Raw genomic sequence first — 23160 nt, 5'->3', positions numbered from 1 at the left:
GCGACTATGTCTGCAACCTGTGATTTCACCCTCGCTGAACTGATGATCGTCGCCGCCTCTGAAGCGTGGCGTGGCAATGGTGAAGTGATTGCCTCGGGCCTTGGCGTGATCCCGCGCCTGGGCGCCAGCCTGGCCAAACTGACCCATAGCCCGGAACTGCTGATGACCGACAGCGAGGCGTTCCTGGTAGAAGAGCCGATTCCGCTGGGGCCGCGTGGCGATTACGTGCCGCGTTACTCGGGCTACATGTCGTTCGAGCGAGTCTTCGAATGCGTCTGGGGTGGGCGTCGTCACGCGATGATCGGGCCGACCCAGATCGACCGCTGGGGCCAGACCAACCTGTCTTGTGTCGGTGACTATCAAAAACCCAAGACGGCGATTCTCGGCGTGCGCGGTTTGCCGGGCAACAGCATCAACCACCTCAACTCGTTCTTCGTACCTAGCCATAACAGCCGGGTTTTCGTCAGCGGCGAGGTGGACATGGTCTCGGGTGTCGGCTTCAAGGCCGAGCGCTGGCCTGAAGGTGCGCGCCGCGACTTGATGGACATCCGTTGTGTGGTCAGCGACCTGTGCGTCCTCGATTTCGACGGCCCGGAGCGAGCGGTGCAAGTGCGCTCGCTGCACCCCGGCGTGAGCTTCGAACAAGTCCAGGACAACACCGGCTTCCCGTTGCTCAAGTCGGCGCAGTTGCACGAAACCGTTCACCCGACCGCCGAGCAACTGGCCTTGATCCGCCGACTCGACCCCCACGATTACCGCGCCACGGCGATCAAGGGCAACCCGCCCGGCATCCGTACGGCCTGAGGCAAGGACAGCGAGCATGCACAGCAGCGACAGTGAATTTATCGTCCGTCAGGACAACGCCGTCTACGAGACGGACACCCCGGTGCTGTACAGCGTGGCCGAGGGTATCGCCACGCTGACGCTGAACCGGCCAACCTTCAATAACGCGCAAAACTCGCAGATGACCTACGCGCTGGATGCCGCTTTGCGCCAGGCGGTAAACGACGACAGCGTCAAGGTCATCGTCCTGCGGGGCAACGGCAAACACTTCTCGGCGGGGCACGATATCGGCACGCCTGGGCGCGATATCGACAAGCCGTTCGAACGCGCGCACCTGTGGTGGGACCACACCAACAAACCCGGCGGCGAGCAACTGTATGCTCGCGAGCAGGAGGTGTACTTGGGCATGTGCCGGCGTTGGCGCGAGCTGCCCAAACCGACCATCGCCATGGTCCATGGTGCGTGTATTGCGGGCGGGTTGATGCTGGCCTGGGTCTGCGATTTGATCGTCGCCAGCGATGACGCGTTCTTCCAGGACCCGGTCGTGCGCATGGGCATTCCGGGGGTGGAGTATTTCGCCCATCCCTATGAAATGAACCCGCGTATCGCCAAGGAATTCCTGTTCACCGGTGACCGCATGAGCGCCACCCGTGCCTGGCAAGTGGGCATGGTCAACCGCCTGGTGCCCCGCGAAGAGTTGGAGCAGACCACCTATGCCCTGGCCGCCGGCATCGCCCGTCAACCGCGTATGGGTCTGGCCCTGACCAAGCAGGCGATCAATCACGTCGAGGATCTGCAAGGCAAGCGCACGGCGATGGATGCGGTGTTCGCCTGGCACCACTTTGCCCATGCCCATAACGAGCTGTTGTCCGGTGACAAACTGGGCGGCTTTGACGCCAAGGGCATGGCCCGGGCGAACAAGCAGGCCGAGGACAAAAGCCAATGAACCGCTGGCTGGATACGCCGCTGACCGAGGCCCTCGGTTGCCGTTACCCGATTGTGCAAACTGCCATGGGTTGGGTCGCCGACGCCAACCTGGTCATCGCCACGACCCAGGCCGGAGGCTTCGGTTTCCTGGCCGGGGCGACCATCGCGGCCAATGAGCTGGAAGGCGAAATCCGCAAGGTGATCGACGCCACCGGTGGCAGCAACTTCGGGCTCAATTTCCATATGTTCCAGGACAACGCCGGGCAGTGCGTCGACCTGGCGATTAAGTACCGCCTGCGCGCCGTGAGTTACGGTCGCGGCCCGGACAAAAAGACCATCGCCCGCTTCAAGGCAGCCAACGTGCTGTGCATTCCCACCGTGGGCGCGTTGAAACACGCGCTGAAGGCCGTGGAACTGGGGGCCGACCTGATCACCATTCAGGGCGGCGAGGGCGGCGGCCATACCGGCGGCGTGCCCAGTTCGATCCTGCTGCCGCAAGTGCTGGCGGCGGTGAATGTGCCGGTGATCGCGGCCGGTGGATTCGCCACCGGTCGTGGCCTGGCCTCGGTGCTGGCCGCCGGTGGTGCCGGCATCGCCATGGGCACGCGGTTTCTCATGACCCGCGAATCGCCGACGCCTGCCGCAACCCTGGAACGCTACCTGAAGGTCAACGACCCGCAGCAGGTGCGCGTGACCACGGCGGTGGATGGCATGCGTCACCGCATGATTGAAAACCGCTTCATCAACCACCTGGAGCAGGCCGGCCCGTTCGGTCGCTTGCGCATCGCCCTGGGCAGCGCCTGGCAGTGGAAGCAGCAGACCGGCATGAGCCTGGGGCACATGGCCTCGGTCTTTTTCCGTGGGTTGCGTGAAGACCCCTCGCAGCTGTCGCAAGTGGTGATGGCCGCCAACCAACCGGTGTTGTTGCAGCGCTCGATGGTCGATGGTGCCCCGGACGAGGGCATCTTGCCCAGCGGCCAGGTCGCGGCGGCCATCGGTGAATTGCTCAGTTGTCGTGAAGTCATCGAAGGCATCGCCAGCGAGGCCCAGCAATGCCTGGACGCACTCCTGACGCGCAGCCAGACCCGTCCCTCGAACCATCCAGCCAGTATTGGAGAACCCCTGTGAACCAGGCATTTACGACACAACTCAATCAGGGGATCGCTGAACTGGTGATCGCCAAGCCACCGGTCAACGCCCTCGACAGCCAGGAATGGCACGCACTGGCGCGGCAGATCGAAGCCCTTGGGGCCAACCCCGACGTGCGGGTGATCGTGATCCGCGCCGAAGGCCGGGGCTTTTGCGCCGGTGTCGACATCAAGGAACTGGACAAGCATCCGGAGCGGATCGTCGAGGTCAATGCCGGTAACTACGCCACCTTCAAGGCCGTGCACCGCAACCCGGTGCCGGTGATTGTCGCGGTCCATGGTTTTGTCCTCGGCGGTGGCATCGGCATCACCGGGGCGGCGGACATCGTCGTCGCCTCCGAATGCGCGACCTTTGCGTTGCCGGAAGTCGACCGGGGTGCCATGGGCGGCGGTGCGCACTTGCAGCGCCTGTTCCCGGTGCAAAAAGTCCGCTACCTGTTTTTTACCGGTGACAGCATCGGCGCCCCCGAAGCCCTGCAATACGGCTTTATCGAGCGGATCGTCGCCAAGGACCAACTGCGCGAAACCGCCCTGGGCATCGCGGCGAAAATCGCCGAGAAGAGCCCAGGCATGATCCGCATCGCCAAGGAAGCCTTGAACGGTATCGAAGACGGCAACCTGGAAGACAAATATCGCTGGGAGCAGGGCTTCACCATGCAGGCCTACAGCAGCCCGGACTCTGCGGAAACGCGCCGGGCCTTCGTCGAAAAACGCGACGCCAAGTTCTGAGGGAACCCCATGGACCTGACCTATACCCCCAAGCAAAACGCCTTCCGCGCCGAAGTGCGCGCCTGGCTGTCGGCCAATCTGCCGCGCGAGCCCCTGGCCAGTTACGACACCCGCGAAGGCTTTGAACAGCACCGCGCCTGGGAGGCCAAGCTGTTCGAGAGCCGCTGGTCGATGGTGATGTGGCCGGCCGAACTCGGAGGTCGCGGGAGCGACTTGATCGAGTGGCTGATTTTCGAGGAAGAGTATTACGGCGCCGGGGCACCGATGCGCGTCAACCAGAACGGCCAGCTGTTGCTGGGGCCGACCCTGATGGAGTTTGGCACCCCGGAGCAGAAGCAACGCTTCCTGCCACGCATGGCTGCCAGCCTGGACATGTGGGCGCAAGGCTGGTCGGAACCCAACGCCGGTTCCGACATGGCGGCGATCACCAGCAAGGCCGTGCTCGACGGTGACCACTACGTGATCAACGGGCAGAAAACCTGGTCGACCCGGGCGATCTACGCCGACTGGCTGTTCGGCCTGTTCCGCAGCGAGCCGGGATCGACCCGTCATCACGGCCTGTCGTTCGTCATGGTGCCGCTGAATACGCCGGGTGTGAGCATTCGCCCAATCAAGGCGCTCAACGGCAAGGATGCCTTCGCCGAGGTGTTTTTCGATGACGTGCGGGTGCCGGTGGGCAACCGCATCGGTGCCGAAGGGCAGGGCTGGCACGTGGCGATGGCCACCGCCGGTTTTGAGCGCGGATTGCTGCTGCGTTCACCGGCGCGCTTCCAGGCCACGGCACGCAAATTGGTTGAGCTGTACAAGGCCCACCGCGCCAGCGCCGACCGTGATCCGGGCCTGCGCGATGCCGTGCTGGAAACCTGGATGGGTGCCGAAGCCTATGCGCTGTCGGCCTATCACACCGTGGGGCGTTTGAGTCGCGGCGAGCAGATCGGCGCCGAGTCGAGCATCAACAAAATCATCTGGTCGGAGCTGGACCTGAAGATGCACGAGACCGCCATGCGCATTCTCGGCGCGCGTGGCGAATTGGTGACCAAGGGTGCGCAGGGCGGCGATGCGGCGGGTTGGCTGGAGGGCTTCCTGTTTGCCCAGTCCGGCCCGATCTACGCCGGCACCAACGAAATCCAGCGCAACATCATTGCCGAGCGGATGCTCGGCTTGCCGAAATAAGGAACCGCCATGGACTTCACTTTTAACGATGACCAGTTGGCGTTTCGCGAAGCCATCAGCCGTTTCCTGATGACCGAAGCCGCCCCGGAGATGCTGCGGGAAATCTGGGAAACCGATATCGGTCGCTCTCGGGACCTGCGCAATAAAATCGCCGACCAGGGCTTGACCGCCTTGTCGGTGCCGGAGGCCGAAGGTGGCCTGGGCATGGACGACGTGACCTGGGCACTGATGACCCAGGAGCTGGGCTACTACGCCATCCCTGACTCATTGGCCGATACCGCCTATGTCGCTAGCGGCCTGCTCGCCGCATTACCGGCGCAGCATCCGGCTCGCGCTGATCTGTTGCCGCGAATCGCCGATGGCAGCTTGCGCCTGGCGATCAGTCACCCGGTCAACGCGCTGGTCAGCGATGCGCAGTTGGCCGAAGTGCTGATACTCACCGACGGCGATGACATCCATGTGGTGCCGCGCTCTCAGGTGGACGTGGAAAACCACCCCAGCATCGATGCCTCGCGGCGTCTTGGCCTGGTGAGCTGGACCCCATCGCCAGACACCTGCATCGCCAGTGGCGAACAGGGCCGCGTTTTGCAGGAACGCCTGCTGGACCGTGGTGCGCTATCGGTGGCCGGGCAACTGCTGGGGCTGGCGCAACGCATGCTTGATCTGTCGGTGGACTACGTGGCCCAGCGCAAACAGTTCGGCAAACCGATTGGCAGCTTCCAGGCGGTCAAGCATCACCTGGCCGATGTCGCCCGTTATATCGAGCAAGTCAAACCGGTGCTGTACCGCGCTGCCCATGCTTTGGCCCGAGGCGACGTCAACGCTGGCGTCTGGGTTTCGCAAGCACGCCTGGCGGCGAATGAGGCGAGCTGGATCGCCGCCCGCAAGGGTATCCAGGTGCACGGCGCGATGGGGTACACCTGGGAAGTGGATTTGCAAATGTTCATGAAGCGCGCCTGGGCTCTCGATGCGCCCTGGGGGGACCGCGGCTTCCACAAAACCCGTGTCAGCGACTACCTGTTCGCCGACGCCACCGGCCTGGGGCCGGGGCATACTTTCGAGGAATGAGTCATGGCACAGGCCTACATTGTTGATGCACTGCGCAGCCCCACCGGCAAACGCAAGGGCTCATTGAGCGAGATCCACGCAATTGACTTGGGCGCCCACGTGCTCAAGGCACTGGTGGAACGCAACGTGATCCCTGCCGAGGACTACGACGACGTGATATTCGGTTGCGTCGACACCATCGGTTCCCAGGCCGGCGACATCGCCCGTACCAGTTGGCTGGCCGCCGGTTTGCCGCTTTCGGTGCCGGGCACCACGGTCGATCGCCAGTGCGGTTCCTCACAGCAGGCGCTGCACTTTGCCGCGCAGGCGGTGATGAGCGGCACCCAGGACGTGGTGGCGGTGGGTGGGGTTCAGACCATGACCCAGATTCCGATTGCCTCGGCAATGCTGGCCGGTCAGCCCCTGGGCTTTGCCGATCCGTTCTCGGGCAGCGTTGGCTGGCGCGCGCGGTTTGGCCAGCAGCCGGTGAACCAGTTCTACGCGGCCCAGCGGATTGCCGATCACTGGCAGATCAGCCGCGAGCAGATGGAAGCCTTTGCCCTGCAAAGCCACGAACGCGCCCTGGCGGCCATCGCCAGCGGGCGATTTGCCCGGGAGATCGTCGCCTGCCAAGGGTTGGCGGTGGATGAAACCCCGCGCCACAGCAGCCTGGCGAAGATGGCCGAATTGCAACCGGTGGACCCACAGTTCCCGTCGATCACCGCTGCCGTATCGAGCCAGACCTGCGACGCCTCGGCGGCGCTGCTGGTGGTGTCCGAGGCGGCACTCAAGCGTTATGACCTGACGCCTCGGGCGCGGATTCATCACTTGACGGTGCTCGGTGATGATCCGATCTGGCACCTCACCGCTCCAATTGCTGCCACCCGCCGGGCCTTGGCCAAAAGCGGCCTGAGCATGGCTGACATCGACCGGGTCGAGATCAACGAAGCCTTTGCCTCGGTGGTCATGGCCTGGGCCAAGGAGCTGGATTACGACCCGGCACGCACCAACGTCAACGGTGGGGCGATTGCCTTGGGTCACCCGTTGGGCGCAACCGGCGCACGGCTGATGACCACGCTGTTGAACGAACTGGAATGCAGCGGAGGTCGATACGGCCTGCAAACCATGTGTGAAGGCGGCGGCCAGGCCAACGTGACGATCATCGAGCGCCTGTAGTTTTTTCATTCCGGCCGCCGCTTCAGGCGTGCGGCCACCCGAATTTCCAAGGAGTCAAACATGACAATGTGTGCAGACCGCACCGTGATCATCACCGGGGCCGGCGGCGGACTCGGTCGCGCCTACGCCCTGGCATTTGCCGCGCAAGGCGCCAATGTAGTGGTCAACGACATTCGTGCCGAGGCCGCTGAAGATGTGGCGGGTGAGATTCGCGTCAACGGTGGGCAGGCCATCGCCAACAGCGACGACATCACCACGTTGGCCACCGCGCAGCGCATCGTCGATGCGGCATTGGCGGCGTTCGGTGAAGTGCATGTGCTGATTAACAACGCGGGCGTTTTGCGCGACCGCATGTTCATCAGCCTCAGCGAAGAAGACTGGGACATGGTCATGCGCGTCCACCTCAAGGGCCATTATTGCCTGGCCAACATCCTTGGCCGCCGCTGGCGCGACCTGGCCAAGGCGGGTACGCCGGTGGATGCGCGGATCATCAACACCAGCTCCGGCGCCGGCCTGCAAGGCTCGGTCGGGCAGTCGAACTATTCGGCGGCCAAGGGCGGGATCGCTTCGCTGACCCTGGTGCAAGCGGCGGAACTGGCCCGCTACGGCGTCACCGCCAACGCCCTGGCGCCGGCCGCGCGGACCTCAATGACCGAGAGTGCCATGCCCGACGTGGTGAAAAAACCCGAGGACGGCAGCTTCGATGCGTGGGCCGCAGAAAACGTCGCGCCGCTGGTGGTGTGGCTCGGCAGCCCGGCATCCGCCCACGTCAGCGGCCAGATCTTCGAAAGCCAGGGCGGGCGAATCTCTTTGGGTGACGGCTGGCGCACAGGCGTCACGTGCGACAAGGGCGCCTTGTGGCAGGTCGAGGAAATTGGTGCGGCAGTGGATGCGATCCTCGCTGAAGCGCCGAAAGCTCAGAGAGTCTGGGGAAGCTAAGAGCGTTATCCGCAAGATCAAAATATCGCAGCCTGCGGCAGCGCCTACATGGAAATGCGATCCATCGGTAGGAGCTGCCGCAGGCTGCGATCTTATGGCGTCATACCCCATTTTGACGATGTGCCCGCGCAGTCCCGTCCGTACAACTACAGCGTATTGATTTCTTCGGAGGTAGACGCTGTGAAACAAGCCCCCCCTTATGTTCCCGGTCATCAATTGCTGGCCGGCAAGTCGGTATTGATTACCGCTGCCGCAGGCGCCGGTATCGGTTATTCGGCGGCCCGGCGCAGTGCCGAGGAGGGTTGCCGGGCGCTGATGATTTCCGACGTGCATGCGCGCCGTCTGGAAGAGGCGGTTGAGCGCCTCAAGGCCGAGACCGGTTTGCAGGCGATTTATGGCCAGCTGTGCAATGTCACTGTCGAAGACGAAGTTCAGACGCTGGTGGCTGCGGCCGAAGAGGTGTTGGGTGGCGTCGATGTGCTGATCAACAACGCCGGCCTGGGTGGCCAGAAACGCGTGGTGGAAATGAGCGACGAAGAATGGTTGCGGGTGCTGGATGTGACCTTGACCGGCACCTTCCGCATGACCCGGGCGATGCTGCCGCACATGCAACGGCGGGGCGCTGGTGCCATTGTCAATAACGCCTCGGTGCTCGGTTGGCGGGCGCAGAAGGAACAGGCCCACTACGCCGCCGCCAAGGCCGGGGTAATGGCGCTGACTCGCTGCAGCGCACTGGAAGCCGCCGAATTCGGTGTACGCATCAATGCGGTCTCGCCGTCGATTGCCCTGCACGATTTTCTCAAGAAAGCCTCCAGCGAAGAGTTGCTTGCCAGCCTGGCCGGGCGCGAGGCGTTCGGTCGCGCCGCCGAAGTCTGGGAAGTCGCCAACGTGATGATGTTCCTGGCCAGCGACTATGCCTCCTACATGGTCGGCGAAGTGCTGTCCGTCAGTTCGCAACAAGCTTGAGGGTTCGCTCATGAGTCACGTTTTCAGCAGTGCCCAGGCGTTGCTTGCGGCCGAGGGCCTGGACCTGGGTCACACCGAATGGCTGACCATCAGCCAGCAACGCATTGATCTGTTCGCCGAAGCCACGGGTGACCACCAGTGGATTCATGTCGATCCGGTGCGCGCCGCCGCCGGTCCGTTCGGCGTCTGCATTGCCCACGGCTACCTGACCCAATCCCTGGTCAATCTGTTCATGCCGCAGTTATTGACCATCGACAACATGGCGATGGGGGTTAACTACGGCAGCGACCGGACGCGCTTTCCGGCACCGGTCAAGGTCGACTCGCGGGTGCGCGGCAGCGGCCAGATCATCCGCGCCGAACAGCTGGGCGACACCGTGCAACTGGTGGTACGCATGACGATGGAAGTCGAGGGCCAGGTGCGCCCCGGCTGCGTGATCGACACCATCAGCCGTTACACCTTCAACCCTATTTCCGAGTGAGTTTCCCCATGGATCTGAATGAAGTCGTCATCGTCGCCACCGCCCGTACCGCGCTGGCCAAGTCATTTCGCGGATCGTTCAACGATACCGAAGCGCCGGTGCTGGGCGGCCATGTGGTGCGCGCAGTGGTCGAGCGCGCCGGCATCGAGCCAGGTGACGTAGAGGATGTGATCATGGGCGCGGCGGTGCAGCAGGGCACGCAGGCCTACAACATCGGCCGGCTCTGTGCCTACACCGGTGGTTTGCCAGACAGCGTGCCGGGCATGGCACTGGACCGCATGTGTGCGTCGGGCCTCATGAGTATCGGCGTGGCTGCCAAGGGCATCATGACCGGCGAGATGAACATCGCCATCGGCGGTGGCGTGGAATCCTTGTCACTGACCCAGACCAAGCACAAGAACAGCTATCGGGCCCAATCTGAAGCGGTGCTGCAGGTGATGCCCAGCGCCTATATCCCGATGATTGAAACAGCGGAGATCGTGTCCCGCCGCTATGGCATCAGCCGCGCCGCTCAGGATGAGTATTCGCTGCAAAGCCAGCTGCGTACCGCCGCCGCCCAACGGGACGGCCTGTTCGACGACGAAATCGTCGGTCTGAGCGTGGACAAATTGTTGTTCGCCGCCGATGGCCAGCCCAACGGCCATGAACGCGTGCACGTCCAGCGTGACGAGTGCAACCGGCCCAACACGCGCCTGGAAGACCTGGCGAAATTGAAGCCGGTGTGGAAGGACGGCAAGTGGATCGAGCAGGGCGAATTCGTCACCGCGGGCAATGCCTCGCAGTTCTCCGACGGCGCCTCGGCCAGCCTGCTGATGAGTCGTGCCGAGGCCAAGCGCCGTGGATTGACGCCACTGGGTATCTATCGCGGTATAGCTGTCGGCGGCTGCGCCCCCGAGGAAATGGGCATCGGCCCGGTGATCGCCATTCCCAAGCTGCTCAAGCGCTTTGGCCTGGGCGTGGCGGACATCGGTCTGTGGGAGATCAACGAGGCCTTCGCCAGCCAGGTGCTGCATTGCCGCGATGCGTTGCACATCCCCGCCGAGCGCTTGAACGTCAACGGCGGTGCCATTGCCATCGGTCACCCGTTCGGCATGTCCGGCGCGCGGATGGTGGGCCACGCCTTGATCGAAGGGCGGCGGCGCGGCGTGCGCTATGTGGTGATTGCCATGTGCATCGGGGGTGGCATGGGCGCCGCCGGCCTGTTCGAGCTGCCATGAGGCGAGCGAAGCGTCGCCGCTCGCTCGATTAAATCCATGGGGGCCCGCAGGTCGGGCCCGCTGCTGGGGAATGGTTATGCAAAGTTGTATGCCCAATGCACAGGTCCTGGCGCAAATGGGCCTGGAGTTGGATGAGTACGAACGGATCATTGGCAACATCTACGATTCGGCGATGGATACCCGTTGCCTGAGCGAGGCATTGCGCCAGGTGCAGGCGTTGTTCAAGGCCAATTTCGTGACCTTGATTCTGCGGGTGCAGGAAGAGCCGCTGCTGTCGCCGATGGTGGTTGCGGGCGATATCGAACTGGGGGAGGGCGGTATCAATCATTACGCCTATTACTCCAAATCCACGCTGTTCGACGGCCTGCCCACCGACACGGTGTTCACGGTCGATGAGCTGATGAGCGATGCCGAATGGACTGGCTCGGCGTTTTACCTGTTGTTTTGCCAACCCTACGATTGCTACCACATGCTCGGTGCCGATATCCGCATGCCGGATGGCGGCACCGTGCGTTTCCGGATCAATCGACCACAGGGTCAACCACGTTTCAGTGACGCCGAGCGAGCCATGTGCGCCATGTTGTTGCCGCATTTTCGTCGGGCCTTGCACATGCATTCACTGCTGGACCGCAGCGAATCGCTGGGCAGTCTGTACTCGCAGACGATCAGTCGCCTGGCGGTGGCGACCATCGTGCTCGATGAGAACGGCAGCGTGGTGCAACTCAATCCTGTGGCCCGGGAAATACTCGACAGCCAGGACGGCCTCAAGGTGGTGGGCGGCCGGCTGGAGGCGACGTACCCCAGTGACAATCGCGAGTTGTCGCGGCTGGTGCGCAATGCTTTCCAGCGCGCCAGGCAGGGCACCGCCAAAGGTGTGCAGGTGGCCGAGGCGACGTCGATTTCCCGGCCTTCCGGGCAGGTCAGCCTGGGCGTTGTGGTGGAGTTGATCCCGTCCCAGGAACTGCTCGAAGGCAATGGCAAGCCCACGGTGGTGGTGTATGTGCGCGATGCGGTGAGCAAGTCGCTGGTGAGCACTGTGCTGACTTCGCAACTGTACAACCTGACCCCGGCGGAAACCGGGCTGGCCCTCGAACTGGCCAACGGCCTGTCGCTGGAGGAAGCCTCGGAACTCTTGAATATTCGTCGCAATACCGCGCGTGCACACCTGCGCTCGATCTTTTCCAAGACCGGCGTGCGACGCCAGACCGAACTGGTGCGGATCATGCTCAACAGTGTGGTGGCCCTGGGTGCGCGGCAGCCGGCCGCGTCCCGGTTGTGACGCGGGTCTGCGCAAAAATGCGTTAGTCCGTGCGGACGATGCTGCCGGGTTCGTGGCCTGCCGATACTGGGCACCGTTGTCGAACCTTAACAAGGAGAATAAAAATGATCGGCAGTAATCAGTCCCCTGGCTGGGCGTTGGCGTTGTTGTTGGGATCTTGTGTCATCGGTACGGTGAATGCCGCACCGGAGGACCTCGAGCGCCTGGGCAAAGACTTGACGTGTCTGGGTGCGGAAAAGGCCGGCAATGCCGACGGCAGCATTCCAGCGTTCAGCGGCAAGTGGCTGGGCGTACCGCCTCACGTTGACTTCAAAGGCACTGGCAACCACCCCGTGGACCCGTATCCGGAAGAAAAACCGCTGTTCGTGATTACCGCGCAGAACATCGCGCAATATAGCGACTACCTGTCCGACGGCCAAAAAGCCCTGTTCAAGCTGTACCCGGGCACCTACAAGATGCCGGTCTATCCGACGCATCGGGATTTCCGTTTCAACGACGCGGTTTGCCAGGCCACTCGCGAAAACGCCAGTGTGGCGCGCCTGGTGGATGACGGTGAGGGCGTGGTCGGCAAGACCGGCGGCACACCCTTCCCGGTGCCGCGCAGCGGCCTGGAACTGTTGAAAAACGCCTCGACCTTTACCTTGCGCGCCTGGACCGAGGAATACACTTCCGACAACGCCTACGTGCTCAAGGACGGCAACATCAACTGGGGCCGAGTGCATTCACGCAACCTGGCGCCATCGCTGGAGCCGGGCAAGATTGGTGAAACCACTGGCAACTCGGCCTTCTATCTCAACGAAACCCTGCTGCCGCAACGGGACAAAGGCGAAATCAATACCGGCACCGAATTCTGGAACGACAAGACCGAACCGCGCCAGGCCTGGCGTTACGATCCGGGCACCCGGCGCGTGCGTCAGTCGCCGGGGTATGGTTTCGACATGTCGTTCCCTGGCAGTGGCGGCTCGATCACCGTGGACGAGGTGCGCCTGTTCAACGGTTCGGGGCAACGCTATGACTGGAAGATCGTCGGCAAGCGCGAGATGTTCATTCCCTATGACACCTATCGTCTGCACTCGGGCAATCTCAAATACGCCGATCTGCTGACCCCTGGCCACATCAACCCGGATGCCCTGCGTTTTGAGCGCCATCGGGTGTGGGAACTGGAAGGCACCCTCAAGCCGGGCTTCCGCCATCTCTATGGCAAACGCAAGTTGTACATCGACGAAGACACCTGGTTCCCGATGCTCGCCGACAACTACGACAACCGTGGCGAGTTGTGGCGCACCTCGATGGTCAACTACTTCTACGCCTACGAAAGCCAGCGACCGCAAGCGGGTGTCGGCCTGTATTACGACCTCAATGCCGGCAGCTACCTGGCGTTCAACCTGATCAACGAGCAGCGCAACGGCTACCTGTTGAACAAGCCTGGCTTCAGTCCCCGCGACTTCGGCCCCGAAGCCGCTCGCCGCTTCGGCCAGTAGCCGTGGAGCAGGGCGTCCGTTGTGACAAGGGCGCCCATTGAGAGTGGATCGCGTTTGATCTAGTCCAACTGAACGATGACCTCCTTGCGCGGCTCCTCAATGATGCTCGCCATGGGATCACCCTGTATTTCTTGGGGGCTTAGCCGGCCCCGAAGTCTGCAATCGAGGAACAATAACAATGACGAAACTCGCTGAGATCAATATCGAGAACGCCCAGCGTACCCACCGTTACGCGCGTGGCTGGCATTGCCTGGGCAATGCCAATGATTACCGTGATGGCAAGCCGCATACCCTGGAAGTCTTCGGCACCCGCCTGGTGGCTTTTGCCGACACCCAAGGCACCATCAGCGTTCTGGATGCCTATTGCCCACACATGGGGGCCGACCTGTCCCATGGCACCATCGAAGGCGACAAGCTGGTGTGCCCGTTCCACCACTGGAAGTACGACACCGGCGGCAAATGCGTCGAAATCCCTTACTGCAAGCGCATTCCACCCAAGGCCAAGACCCGCAGCTGGTTGACCTGTGAGGAAAATAACCTGCTGTTCGTCTGGAACAACCCTGAAGGGCGTCCGCCGAAAGAGGGCGTGGTCATTCCACACCTGCCCGAAATGGATGACCCGGACTGGATTCACGACTGGAACATCGACACGATGCTGATCGAAACCAACCCTCGGGAGTTGGTCGATAACCTGGTGGATGCCCAGCACTTCGGCCCGGTGCACGGCACGCCAACCAAATACTTCGCCAACGTCTTCGAAGGGCACATCGGCCATCAGATTTTCCATGGTGACTCCGAGCGCCTGGGCGGCGACCTGATCGCGCCATCGGCCTATTACGGGCCGGCCACGCACTTCACACAAATCAGCTCGATGTTCGGCGATGTGCGCATCCACGCCATTCTGCTCAACAGCCATGTGCCGGTGACGCCGGACAGCTTCGACTTGCGCTTTGGTTGCATGGTCAAGCGAGTGCCGGGCTGGACGGAAGAGCAGAACCTGGAAGTGGCCAAGGCCTACGTCCAAGGCAACCGGGAGTCGTTCTACCAGGATGTGGTGATCTGGAAGCACAAGATCCGTATCGACAAGCCTGTGCTGGCCGAAACCGACGGCCCCGTCTACCAGTTGCGCGAGTGGTACGAGCAGTTCTTCACCGATGAGGATGAGGTGCCTGCGTTCATGGCAGAGCGTCGCGAGTTCATTACGGTCGACGAGCGCTAAGGGATAACGCCCGCGGCGAGCGACAAGCCCTGATGTGTCAATCAAGGGCGCGTTCCGGAAGGGGCAGAGAGACAGCTGTTTTACTGCAAAACCGTAGGTCCGACTTCACAGTCACGAGAGCACTGACAATGAAAATAAAAAGTCTTCTTGCCTATAACGTTATCTTGTTGATCCTGCTGCTCCTGGTGGTCACCGCGCTGGTCTCAACGCCAGCCGAATTGCCCAGCGTAAAGGCCTGTAAACAATACGCGGGCTGTGTTGCCATCAGCCAGAGCGTTCCGCACTGGCTGAATTTTCACTAGGCCCAAGCGTACCGAGCACGTCACACCACAGGCCGAAGGGCCTTGGGGTGTGACGTATGTTCGGCTGGACGTGCATGACGGCTGCGCAGCTAAATAATGTTGGCATCCCGACAGCGCACACGAAGCGTTGCCGCCGCCAAATCCCGAATCCTCTGCAAGCTGTTCAGGTCTGCCGCTGACCACCCATCTGCTAGTCTTCCGCGCCTGGAGCAGGCCACTAGACTGCACAGGGGGATATGAAATCAACGCACCTCAAATCAGGAGATCTGTGATGAACAGAACATCTTGGCTGGCGTTGGTAGCAGCAGCAGTGGCGATTACAGGTTGCGCGAGCCGAACCGGGATTGTCGATGTTCCCCTGAATGCTGCACCAATCAACGCAGAGCATATCGCTCGAGCCACACTCAGCCCGGTGGACAACCAAACCAGCATCTGGCTCACGGTAGGTGGTATCCCCCACGACATGGCCGTACCTGACCGCCTCGACATCGCCATATACGCGGGCTCGTGCCAGCAACAGCCGGGAGCACAACCGGCGTACACGACCCATCAAGCCAACAGCGTCGATTATCCGTCAATGGCCCCGCGAACCCGGCATTGGGCCCAGGCTCCGGTGGCATTGAGCGAATTGACCAAGGGTGACTATTCCTTGCTCGTTCGCACCAGCCCGGCAGACGGTAGCCGGCCTCTGTTCTGCGGCCCTATCAGTGCAGGCTAGAGGCACATCCAGCAAACCGGTCAGATAAGGAGCAGTGAGCGGCAAGGTCTGCCGCTCACCGTTCAGATCAGGTATCGGCCGCCGCCTTCCCTCTCTTCATCGTCTTGCGCCGTCGGTTCCGGTCGTTCATGACCAGCACCTGAGCGCGCGCTTTTCTGCTGTTAAATCGTTGCACCAGAAAAAAACCGGTAGGTCAGCCGAGGGGTAATGCTGTTCAGCTAAGAGACAGGGCGAGCAGTAAATAACCTGTGGCGAGGGAGCAAGCTCCCTCGTCACAGGTACACCGGTCGTCCTTAATGAACAGTATTAGCCTAGGGGTTTTATTTTTCCTGGCGCGTGACAAGGGGCGATGCGCATTTTGATCATTAAGTTGTCAGTTTCGGTCATTGAGCGGCCGCGGCGCGGCTCTTAGTCTGTCGAGCATGAGATGGGGGCCGTAGAGCTCCTGCATTTTTCCGTGATCGCTCGTTGTGGAGTTACCGATGACCACCGCTCATTACCCGCACCTGTTGGCCCCGCTGGACCTGGGTTTTACCACGTTGCGCAATCGCACCCTGATGGGCTCGATGCACACCGGTCTTGAGGAAAAACCCGGTGGTTTCGAGCGCATGGCGGCGTACTTCGCCGAACGTGCTCGCGGGGGTGTCGGCCTGATGGTCACTGGCGGTATCGGCCCGAACGACGAGGGCGGCGTGTACTCCGGCGCGGCCAAGCTGACCACCGAGGAAGAAGCGCGCAAGCACCAGATCGTCACCCGTGCCGTGCACGAGGCGGGCGGCAAAATCTGCATGCAGATACTCCACGCCGGTCGTTATGCCTACAGCCCGAAACAGGTCGCGCCAAGCGCCATTCAGGCGCCGATCAACCCGTTCAAGCCTAAAGAGCTGGACGAGGAAGGCATCGAGAAGCAGATCCGCGATTTCGTCACCTGTTCGACCCTGGCGCAACAGGCCGAGTACGACGGCGTGGAAATCATGGGCTCCGAAGGTTATTTCATTAACCAGTTCCTCGCGGCCCACACCAACCACCGTACCGACCGCTGGGGCGGCAGCTACGAAAACCGTATGCGCCTGCCAGTGGAAATCGTCCGCCGTGTGCGTGAGGCGGTCGGCCCGAACTTCATCATTATTTTCCGCCTGTCGATGCTCGACCTGGTGGAAGGTGGCAGCACCTGGGAAGAGATCGTTTTGCTGGCAAAAGCCATCGAGCAGGCCGGCGCGACGATCATCAACACCGGTATCGGCTGGCACGAAGCGCGGATTCCGACCATCGCCACCAAAGTCCCACGCGCCGCCTTCAGCAAGGTCACGGCCAAGCTGCGCGGCTCGGTCAACATTCCGCTGATCACCACCAACCGCATCAACACCCCGGAAGTCGCTGAACAGATCCTGGCCGAAGGCGATGCCGACATGGTTTCCATGGCGCGTCCGTTCCTCGCCGACGCGGATTTCGTCAACAAGGCCGCTGAAGGCCGCGCCGACGAAATCAACACCTGCATCGGTTGCAACCAGGCATGCCTGGATCACACCTTCGGCGGCAAACTCACCAGTTGCCTTGTGAACCCGCGTGCCTGCCACGAAACCGAACTCAACTATTTGCCGGTGCAGCAGATCAAGAAAATCGCCGTGGTCGGTGCCGGCCCTGCCGGGTTGTCCGCTGCGACCGTGGCCGCCGAGCGTGGGCATCAGGTGACGCTGTTTGATTCGGCCAGCGAAATTGGCGGCCAGTTCAACGTCGCCAAACGCGTGCCAGGCAAGGAAGAGTTCTTTGAGACCCTGCGTTATTTCGGCCGCAAACTGCAGACCACCAATGTCGAGGTGTGCCTGAACACTCGTGTGGACGTGGCGAAACTGGTTGAAGGCGGATTCGACGAGATCATCCTGGCCACCGGCATTGCGCCAAGAACCCCGGCGATTCCAGGCGTGGAAAACGCCAAGGTGCTGAGTTATCTGGACGTGCTGCTTCAGCGCAAACCGGTCGGCAAACGCGTTGCGGTGATCGGTGCTGGCGGTATCGGGTTCGACGTCTCGGAATTCCTGGTTCATCAGGGCCAAGCCACCAGTCTGAACCGCGAGGAGTTCTGGAAAGAGTGGGGCATCGATACGCACCTTGAAGCGCGCGGCGGTGTTGCCGGGATCAAGGCTGCGCCGCATGCGCCGGCCCGTGAAGTGTTCCTGCTGCAACGCAAGAAGTCCAAGGTCGGCGATGGCCTGGGCAAAACCACTGGCTGGATTCACCGCACGGGTCTGAAGAACAAGCAGGTGCAGATGCTCAACAGCGTCGAATACCTGAAGATCGACGATGAAGGCCTGCACATCCGTATTGGCGAAACCGGCGAGCCGCAAGTGCTGCCAGTGGACAACATCGTGATCTGCGCCGGGCAAGACCCGCTGCGCGAATTGCAGGATGGCCTTGTGGCGGCAGGGCAGAATGTGCATTTGATCGGCGGCGCGGATGTCGCGGCTGAACTCGATGCCAAGCGAGCGATCAATCAGGGTTCGCGTTTGGCGGCTGAGTTGTAATTAACGCAGGTCGTGTGGCGAGGGGGCTTGCTCCCTCAGGGCTACGAAGCGGCCCGGAAACAAGTCGCCTTGGTCACCCAGGAAAGCCGCGTGCACAGGATTTACGGCTGCTACGCAGCCGATCGGGACGGTATGGTGTTCCGACAAGCTCCGTCACCACAAATCAACAGCCAAGATGCCGGCTCCACCCAAAGGCGGCATCGATGCTGTTCCTTCGGTGTAATGAGTAATTCCAAGATTTTTAATGACGGACGGGGACTCTCAGTCGTTGGTGCCGTTGACTCAAGCTGATGACCGCCCCTGCAATTTGGTCTGCGTTGTTAACCGCTAGGTTTGTTCTGACCCAAGGGCTTCTCAGAAACAGTCTTTCCGCTTGTATACTTGAAATATTGCGCTTTACCAGCTTTTGGATTCGTTCATCAAACGCTGCTCTAGTCTGGTTAAGCCCCGGTAATGAACTACCATGCCGCACAAATTCAGCTGAAAACTCTCTTCTCGACATTCCATCTTCGGCTGGAGGCAAATACCATAAATCGTCTGTTTCCGGACCGACAGAACTCGCTTCATCGACTCCTCCAAAATGGCTGAATTCGTGGATTAGAGTCCATGCCAGCCGATTATCAGATCGATTCAGCGCTTGTTCGAATAGGATGATCGAGCCTGTTTGAATATTTGCTTCTGCGGCCCTCCCAAGAGCGAGTGATAGCTTGGCAAACTTTCCGGCTCCCCACGAGGAATAGGTGTATTGACTCATTAGTTCTCGAGTTTGTTTAATTGTACGAAGTACATGACTTGTCTGTTGCTTGTAACCTTTGCCAAAAAAATCTCTAAGAACAGAACTGCTTTCAGCGGGATATTGCTCAATCATGGTTTCCGCAGTCTGTAGAAACCGTAGTGCATTATTCAGAACGCGATACACTTGTTTTTGTTCTTGTTCGGGAAACTGACCTAATCCCTGAGCCAGCACTTGGCTACCTTCATCGCGGGCAGTTTCTTCTACACCTTCAGCAACTGCTTCTTTGAATGGAGAGTGCACAGACTGAAGCCGTGCAAATTCAATCGAAAACTCCTCCAAGTCGGCAGTGCCCCACATCCGCCCATCCGTATCAATTCGCCCCGCCGGATTATTTCCGACAAATGCATACAGATTGAGCCCGTCGACGGTTCCTGCCGGATCGGGGTTAATCCATCGTTGCAACCACGGGGCGTAATATCTGAATCCGTAGTAATACAATCCCGTGGCATCGCGCTCCTTGCCGGAATAACGGCGGGTTTTGTAACTGGCTAGCGGATTGTCGCGCCCGGCCCAACAGGCGGTTGCACCATAGCAGTAAAACCATTCCTGGCTGATCAGATCGGCGTTTTCATCTAGCACCAGCGTGCTGGAGCCCAAGTGGTCGTTCAGGCTGTAGTGGGGTTGATTCTGGGGTGCACCTGATGGTGCTCTCTGCTCCCATATCAGGACCTGAACGCTGCAGTAACCGGCGTCAACAGCAACAACGTGCAGCGTTTGCCCCAGGCACTTGCGGATCTCGAGCCCCGGCAAATAACGCACTTCGTTGAGTCGTTTGAGCGGTCCTGTGTAGGTGCTGCGGATTTTGCGTCGACGTTGCCCTGAGCCGTCATAAATATAGACTTCGGTATCACAGGGTCCGTCTTCACGAGTCACCTGGTCGATTCGACATAGCTGATTACGTCCGTTCCATCCAAGGGGTTGCCCGGGTTGAAGTACTTTCAGGTTGCCTTTGGCATCGAAGCCATGGGCAATCTCGCTATCGGTCGGTAACTCACCGTTGGCTTTTTGCGGCAGGCTACGGTTGCTGTATTTCGCGGTTCCCATGCGCAGGGTCTGGCTGCGACTGCCGGCTGTAAGGACTCGTTCGTCCAGATTACCCCCCGCCAAATAGTTGAACGTCAGGGTGTAATTTTCCAGTTGATCGGGGTCGGCAGGTGACTGAAACTCCGGCAACTGTGGGCCGATCACTCCGTTGACTGCCTGACGACCTGTGGCTCTGATCAACCGATACAGCGAGTCATATTCGTAGGTATTTCGTGCTTCTACCCGTTGGTTGCGAAAATAACGGATCGGTTGTGCCGCATCCTTGATGTCCAGAACATTACCGACCGGGTCGTAACAGTAGCTCAGGTCTTGCATTGTACTTTGATCCTTTCGCTTGGCCGTGAGCCTTTTCAGTCTCCCGGTCAGGCTGCAGTACATGGCGGTTGTGGTCACACCATTGCCGACGGTTTGCCGTTCGACATGACCAAAGACGTCGTAATCGAAAGCGCTGGCCAGCGTCATGGTTGAGCGATCGGCCAGGGTCAACTGAACGGCCCGTAATTGTCCCGCGACGGTATGACTCCAGAATTGAGTATTTCCCTGCGCATCGGTTTGACTGCGGACTTCACCGACTGCGTTGTAATCGATCAACGTAACCGCAACGTTGTCTTCCAGTAGCAGGTCGCGATCAGCCAGTTCGACAGGCCAATTAACAGAGGCATCAAAGTCGTTGAGAAAATATCGGGCTTGCTCAAGCGGTGTTGCGGCAAGGCTGAACTGGGGAAAACATTCGGTGCCGGCGGTATCGTCATGCCGTATCAACTGACCACACTGATTGCCGATTGCGAAGGCATTCTTTGCGTCACCATAGGAAAAGCATTCTCTGCGTTTTTCCGGCTCGCATTCAGTCTGTTCAAAGACTTCTACAGGTCGAAGTCGCGGGTCATGATTTGTCCGGGTGTGATTGAGTTTGTTGTCCCAGCTCTCCAGGGGCTGCCGGGCTTCTGCCACTAAACTCAAGTTCCAGCCCGCATCGGTGCTATCGGTAAGCAGCGCAGTCCCGGAAAGGGTAAACACGGTGACAAGATTTGCCGGTGCATCAGGCGTGCTGTCGAGCAGGTTGAACAGCCGCGGGTCGCGACTCTGGTTCGCGCGTCCCGCCGGGTCATAGGTCTGGTGGGTGATTTGCGCGTCGGGTGGGCAAGAAATCGACGAGCGAAGATAGGCCACTTTACGCAAGATCAGACCCCTTGAGTCGATCACTTCGAGCGCTGGCGTATGAGCATGCATAATCGCTTGACCTTGGGCGGGGTACTGGACCAATGAAACTCCACCCTGTGTTTATCTCGATCCTTTAGGATGCTGTCAACTGTCAAAATTGACAGGTATAGGCTCATTAGCGTTCAGCAGGAAGGTAGCTGCGGCCTGCCTTAGGCGCTGCGCCGGTTGCTTGGGCTGATAGACTCGAGTCTTTTCCATGCCGTGCAAATCAATGCTTTTTTCTTCCGCTTCATCGCTGAGCAACGTCAGCCTCCAACATTTCCACCTCGACTGGCTCACCACCGCTGGCATCGAAGTCGCGATCCTGCGTCTGGACCTGATCGATTCGCTCATCAGCGGCAACAAGTGGTTCAAGCTCATCGAGCATCTCAACGCGGCGGAGCGATCCGGTGCAGAAGGCATCATCAGTCTGGGCGGCGCTCACTCCAACCATCTCCACGCACTGGCAGCTGCCGGCAAGCGTTTTGGTTTCGCCACGGTCGGTCTGCTGCGCGGTCATCCTCAGGAAACGCCAACGGTAAGCGACTTGCAGGCCTTCGGCATGCAACTGCACTGGCTGGGTTATGGCGGCTATCGGGCGCGGCATGAAGCGGGCTTCTGGGAGCCGTGGCAAACCTTGTACCCAACGTTGCATCCTGTGCCGGAAGGGGGAGGCGGCATGCTTGGCGCGCGTGGTTGCATGCAGCTCAAGGCGAGGATTTGTGAACAACTGAACGGTTTGGGCTGGAGTGACTATGACGGTTGGTGGCTGGCCTGCGGAACCGGCACGACTCTGGCCGGCCTGGTGCTGGCCGAAGCTGGGGCGCATCCGGTTTACGGCGCGCTGGCGGTACCCGACGATCATGGGGTGGCGCAACAGGTCCAGCGCATCATGGAGGAGGCGCGCACAACCGACCCGATGTATGAACTGTTCGACGCCAGTCGCGGTGGTTTTGCCAAAGTCGATCCGCAGCTACTGGAGTTCATCGAACAAACCGAGCGGGGCAGTGGCATTCCCTTTGAACCCTTGTATACCGGCAAAGCGCTGCTTGCGCTAAAACAGCAAGTCGAGGCCGGCAAGTTTGCTCAAGGGACGCGGCTGATTTTCATCCACACCGGCGGCTTGCAGGGCCGACGCGGGTTCACTCTGTAGGAGCTGCCGCAGGCTGCGATCTTTTGATCTTGATTTTCAGCGGCCTCATTTCCGCCAGCAACAAGGTCAAAAGATCGCAGCCTGCGGCAGCTCCTACAGGGGTTGGGTGATTTTCAGGTATTGCGGGGCATGCGCTTGGGCATCATTCGCAGCAAGGTGTTATCGCCCACCACATAGTGGTGATAGAGCCCGGCCAACGCGTGCAGGCCGATCAGCCAATAGCCGATGGTGCCGCCGAGCACATGCCAGCCCTGCAGCTGTTTGGCGAAATCCTTGTTTTCGGCCACCAGCATAGGCAGGTCGAAGCCGTAGAACATCACTTGATTGCCTTTGGCGCTGGTGACCAGCCAGCCCAGAATCGGCATGGCGATCATGAAAATGTACAGCGCCCAGTGCATCAGTTTGGCCAGCGTCGTCTGCCAGTGTGGTGACGCCGGGAAGATTTGCGGCGCGGGCCCCAGGCTGCGAGCAAACAACCGCAGCCAGACCAGCACGAAGACCGTCAGGCCCAGCATGAAGTGTGCTTCTGTGATCAGCGTCCGCCCGCCACTGCCCTTGGGGAAGATCCCGCGAAATTCGATGCAGGCGTAAACCAGCGCCAGCAGGACCAGCATCAACCAATGCAGCGCTATCGACACGGTGCTGTAGCGCGAATCGGAGTTTTTCCACGGCATACGGTGTTCCTCACAGGTCTGGTCAAACCACCGTTCTGATCGACGGTATGCTTTAACTGTAATCCTGTTTTAGCGGATTTGCCCGGGGCTCTTGGTCGCTGGGTCCTGTGGTTCAGCTAATTGACAGAAAAAAACACTGGCCCCTGTAGGAGCTGTCGAGTGAAACGAGGCTGCGATCTTTTGATC

The 23160-nt window shown here is 60.6% G+C and carries 20 protein-coding genes; 18 read left to right on the top strand and 2 right to left on the bottom strand.

Annotation, left to right across the window (positions count from 1 at the left end; genetic code table 11):
• Positions 1-6 precede the first annotated feature (6 nt).
• The 17 genes from KUF73_RS28130 (at position 7) to KUF73_RS28050 (ending at position 18107) form a co-directional block, all read left to right on the top strand.
• Entirely contained in the window at positions 7-804 is a 798-nt protein-coding gene (locus KUF73_RS28130; RefSeq protein WP_218441227.1) for a CoA-transferase subunit beta, read from the top strand.
• A 16-nt stretch (positions 805-820) separates the two neighbouring features.
• Positions 821-1729 (top strand): enoyl-CoA hydratase, encoded by a 909-nt coding sequence (locus KUF73_RS28125; RefSeq protein WP_218441226.1) that lies wholly within the window; start codon positions 821-823, stop codon positions 1727-1729.
• On the top strand, positions 1726-2838 hold the full coding sequence (locus KUF73_RS28120; protein WP_218441225.1) for a nitronate monooxygenase family protein: 1113 nt from the start codon (positions 1726-1728) through the stop codon (positions 2836-2838). The genes KUF73_RS28125 and KUF73_RS28120 overlap by 4 nt, the downstream gene beginning before the upstream one ends.
• Positions 2835-3587: an enoyl-CoA hydratase family protein gene (locus KUF73_RS28115; RefSeq protein ID WP_218441224.1), complete on the top strand. Its 753-nt coding sequence runs from the start codon at positions 2835-2837 to the stop codon at positions 3585-3587. The genes KUF73_RS28120 and KUF73_RS28115 overlap by 4 nt, the downstream gene beginning before the upstream one ends.
• 9 nt (positions 3588-3596) lie before the next feature.
• Positions 3597-4760 (top strand): acyl-CoA dehydrogenase family protein, encoded by a 1164-nt coding sequence (locus KUF73_RS28110; protein ID WP_218441223.1) that lies wholly within the window; start codon positions 3597-3599, stop codon positions 4758-4760.
• A gap of 9 nt (positions 4761-4769) precedes the next feature.
• Positions 4770-5828, top strand: coding sequence for an acyl-CoA dehydrogenase family protein (locus KUF73_RS28105; RefSeq protein ID WP_218441222.1), 1059 nt, complete (start codon positions 4770-4772; stop codon positions 5826-5828).
• Between the two features lie 3 nt (positions 5829-5831).
• A complete protein-coding gene (locus tag KUF73_RS28100) occupies positions 5832-6983 on the top strand; it encodes an acetyl-CoA C-acetyltransferase (RefSeq protein WP_218441221.1) in 1152 nt (383 codons plus the stop codon).
• Positions 6984-7043: 60 nt separating this feature from the next.
• Complete coding sequence (locus KUF73_RS28095) at positions 7044-7922, top strand: SDR family oxidoreductase (protein ID WP_218441220.1); 879 nt, start codon at positions 7044-7046, stop codon at positions 7920-7922.
• A gap of 180 nt (positions 7923-8102) precedes the next feature.
• The gene (locus KUF73_RS28090; protein WP_218441219.1) at positions 8103-8888 is read left to right on the top strand and encodes an SDR family oxidoreductase; all 786 of its coding nucleotides are present in this window, start codon (positions 8103-8105) and stop codon (positions 8886-8888) included.
• Positions 8889-8898: 10 nt separating this feature from the next.
• Positions 8899-9369, top strand: a complete 471-nt coding sequence (locus tag KUF73_RS28085) for a MaoC family dehydratase (protein WP_218441218.1) — start codon at positions 8899-8901, stop codon at positions 9367-9369.
• Positions 9370-9377: 8 nt separating this feature from the next.
• Positions 9378-10586 (top strand): acetyl-CoA C-acyltransferase, encoded by a 1209-nt coding sequence (locus tag KUF73_RS28080; RefSeq protein ID WP_218441217.1) that lies wholly within the window; start codon positions 9378-9380, stop codon positions 10584-10586.
• A 76-nt stretch (positions 10587-10662) separates the two neighbouring features.
• Entirely contained in the window at positions 10663-11865 is a 1203-nt protein-coding gene (locus KUF73_RS28075) for a helix-turn-helix transcriptional regulator (RefSeq protein ID WP_218441216.1), read from the top strand.
• A 104-nt stretch (positions 11866-11969) separates the two neighbouring features.
• Positions 11970-13346, top strand: a complete 1377-nt coding sequence (locus KUF73_RS28070) for a DUF1329 domain-containing protein (RefSeq protein WP_218441215.1) — start codon at positions 11970-11972, stop codon at positions 13344-13346.
• 178 nt (positions 13347-13524) lie between these two features.
• Positions 13525-14565, top strand: a complete 1041-nt coding sequence (locus KUF73_RS28065; RefSeq protein ID WP_218441214.1) for a Rieske 2Fe-2S domain-containing protein — start codon at positions 13525-13527, stop codon at positions 14563-14565.
• Between the two features lie 128 nt (positions 14566-14693).
• Positions 14694-14867 carry a hypothetical protein gene (locus KUF73_RS28060; RefSeq protein WP_218441213.1) on the top strand — a complete coding sequence of 58 codons (174 nt, stop codon included), beginning with the start codon at positions 14694-14696 and terminating at the stop codon, positions 14865-14867.
• Positions 14868-15138: 271 nt separating this feature from the next.
• Positions 15139-15585: a hypothetical protein gene (locus KUF73_RS28055; RefSeq protein WP_218441212.1), complete on the top strand. Its 447-nt coding sequence runs from the start codon at positions 15139-15141 to the stop codon at positions 15583-15585.
• 482 nt (positions 15586-16067) lie between these two features.
• Positions 16068-18107 carry an FAD-dependent oxidoreductase gene (locus KUF73_RS28050; RefSeq protein ID WP_218441211.1) on the top strand — a complete coding sequence of 680 codons (2040 nt, stop codon included), beginning with the start codon at positions 16068-16070 and terminating at the stop codon, positions 18105-18107.
• A 241-nt stretch (positions 18108-18348) separates the two neighbouring features.
• On the opposite strand, the gene KUF73_RS28045 is transcribed toward KUF73_RS28050, so the two are convergent.
• Positions 18349-21117, bottom strand: coding sequence for an RHS repeat domain-containing protein (locus KUF73_RS28045; protein ID WP_256345708.1), 2769 nt, complete (start codon positions 21115-21117; stop codon positions 18349-18351).
• A 262-nt stretch (positions 21118-21379) separates the two neighbouring features.
• On the opposite strand from KUF73_RS28045, the gene KUF73_RS28040 reads away from it, so the two are divergent.
• Positions 21380-22300, top strand: a complete 921-nt coding sequence (locus KUF73_RS28040) for a 1-aminocyclopropane-1-carboxylate deaminase/D-cysteine desulfhydrase (protein ID WP_218441209.1) — start codon at positions 21380-21382, stop codon at positions 22298-22300.
• Between the two features lie 113 nt (positions 22301-22413).
• Here KUF73_RS28040 and KUF73_RS28035 read toward each other — a convergent pair whose 3' ends face one another.
• Complete coding sequence (locus tag KUF73_RS28035) at positions 22414-22974, bottom strand: cytochrome b (RefSeq protein WP_218441208.1); 561 nt, start codon at positions 22972-22974, stop codon at positions 22414-22416.
• Positions 22975-23160: the final 186 nt, after the last annotated feature.

Origin of the sequence: Pseudomonas sp. PD9R (assembly GCF_019200975.1) — a bacterium.
Classification (GTDB): Bacteria; Pseudomonadota; Gammaproteobacteria; order Pseudomonadales; family Pseudomonadaceae; genus Aquipseudomonas.
Note: the sequence above shows the minus strand (reverse complement) of the source record. Positions and strands in the feature narration are given on the sequence as shown.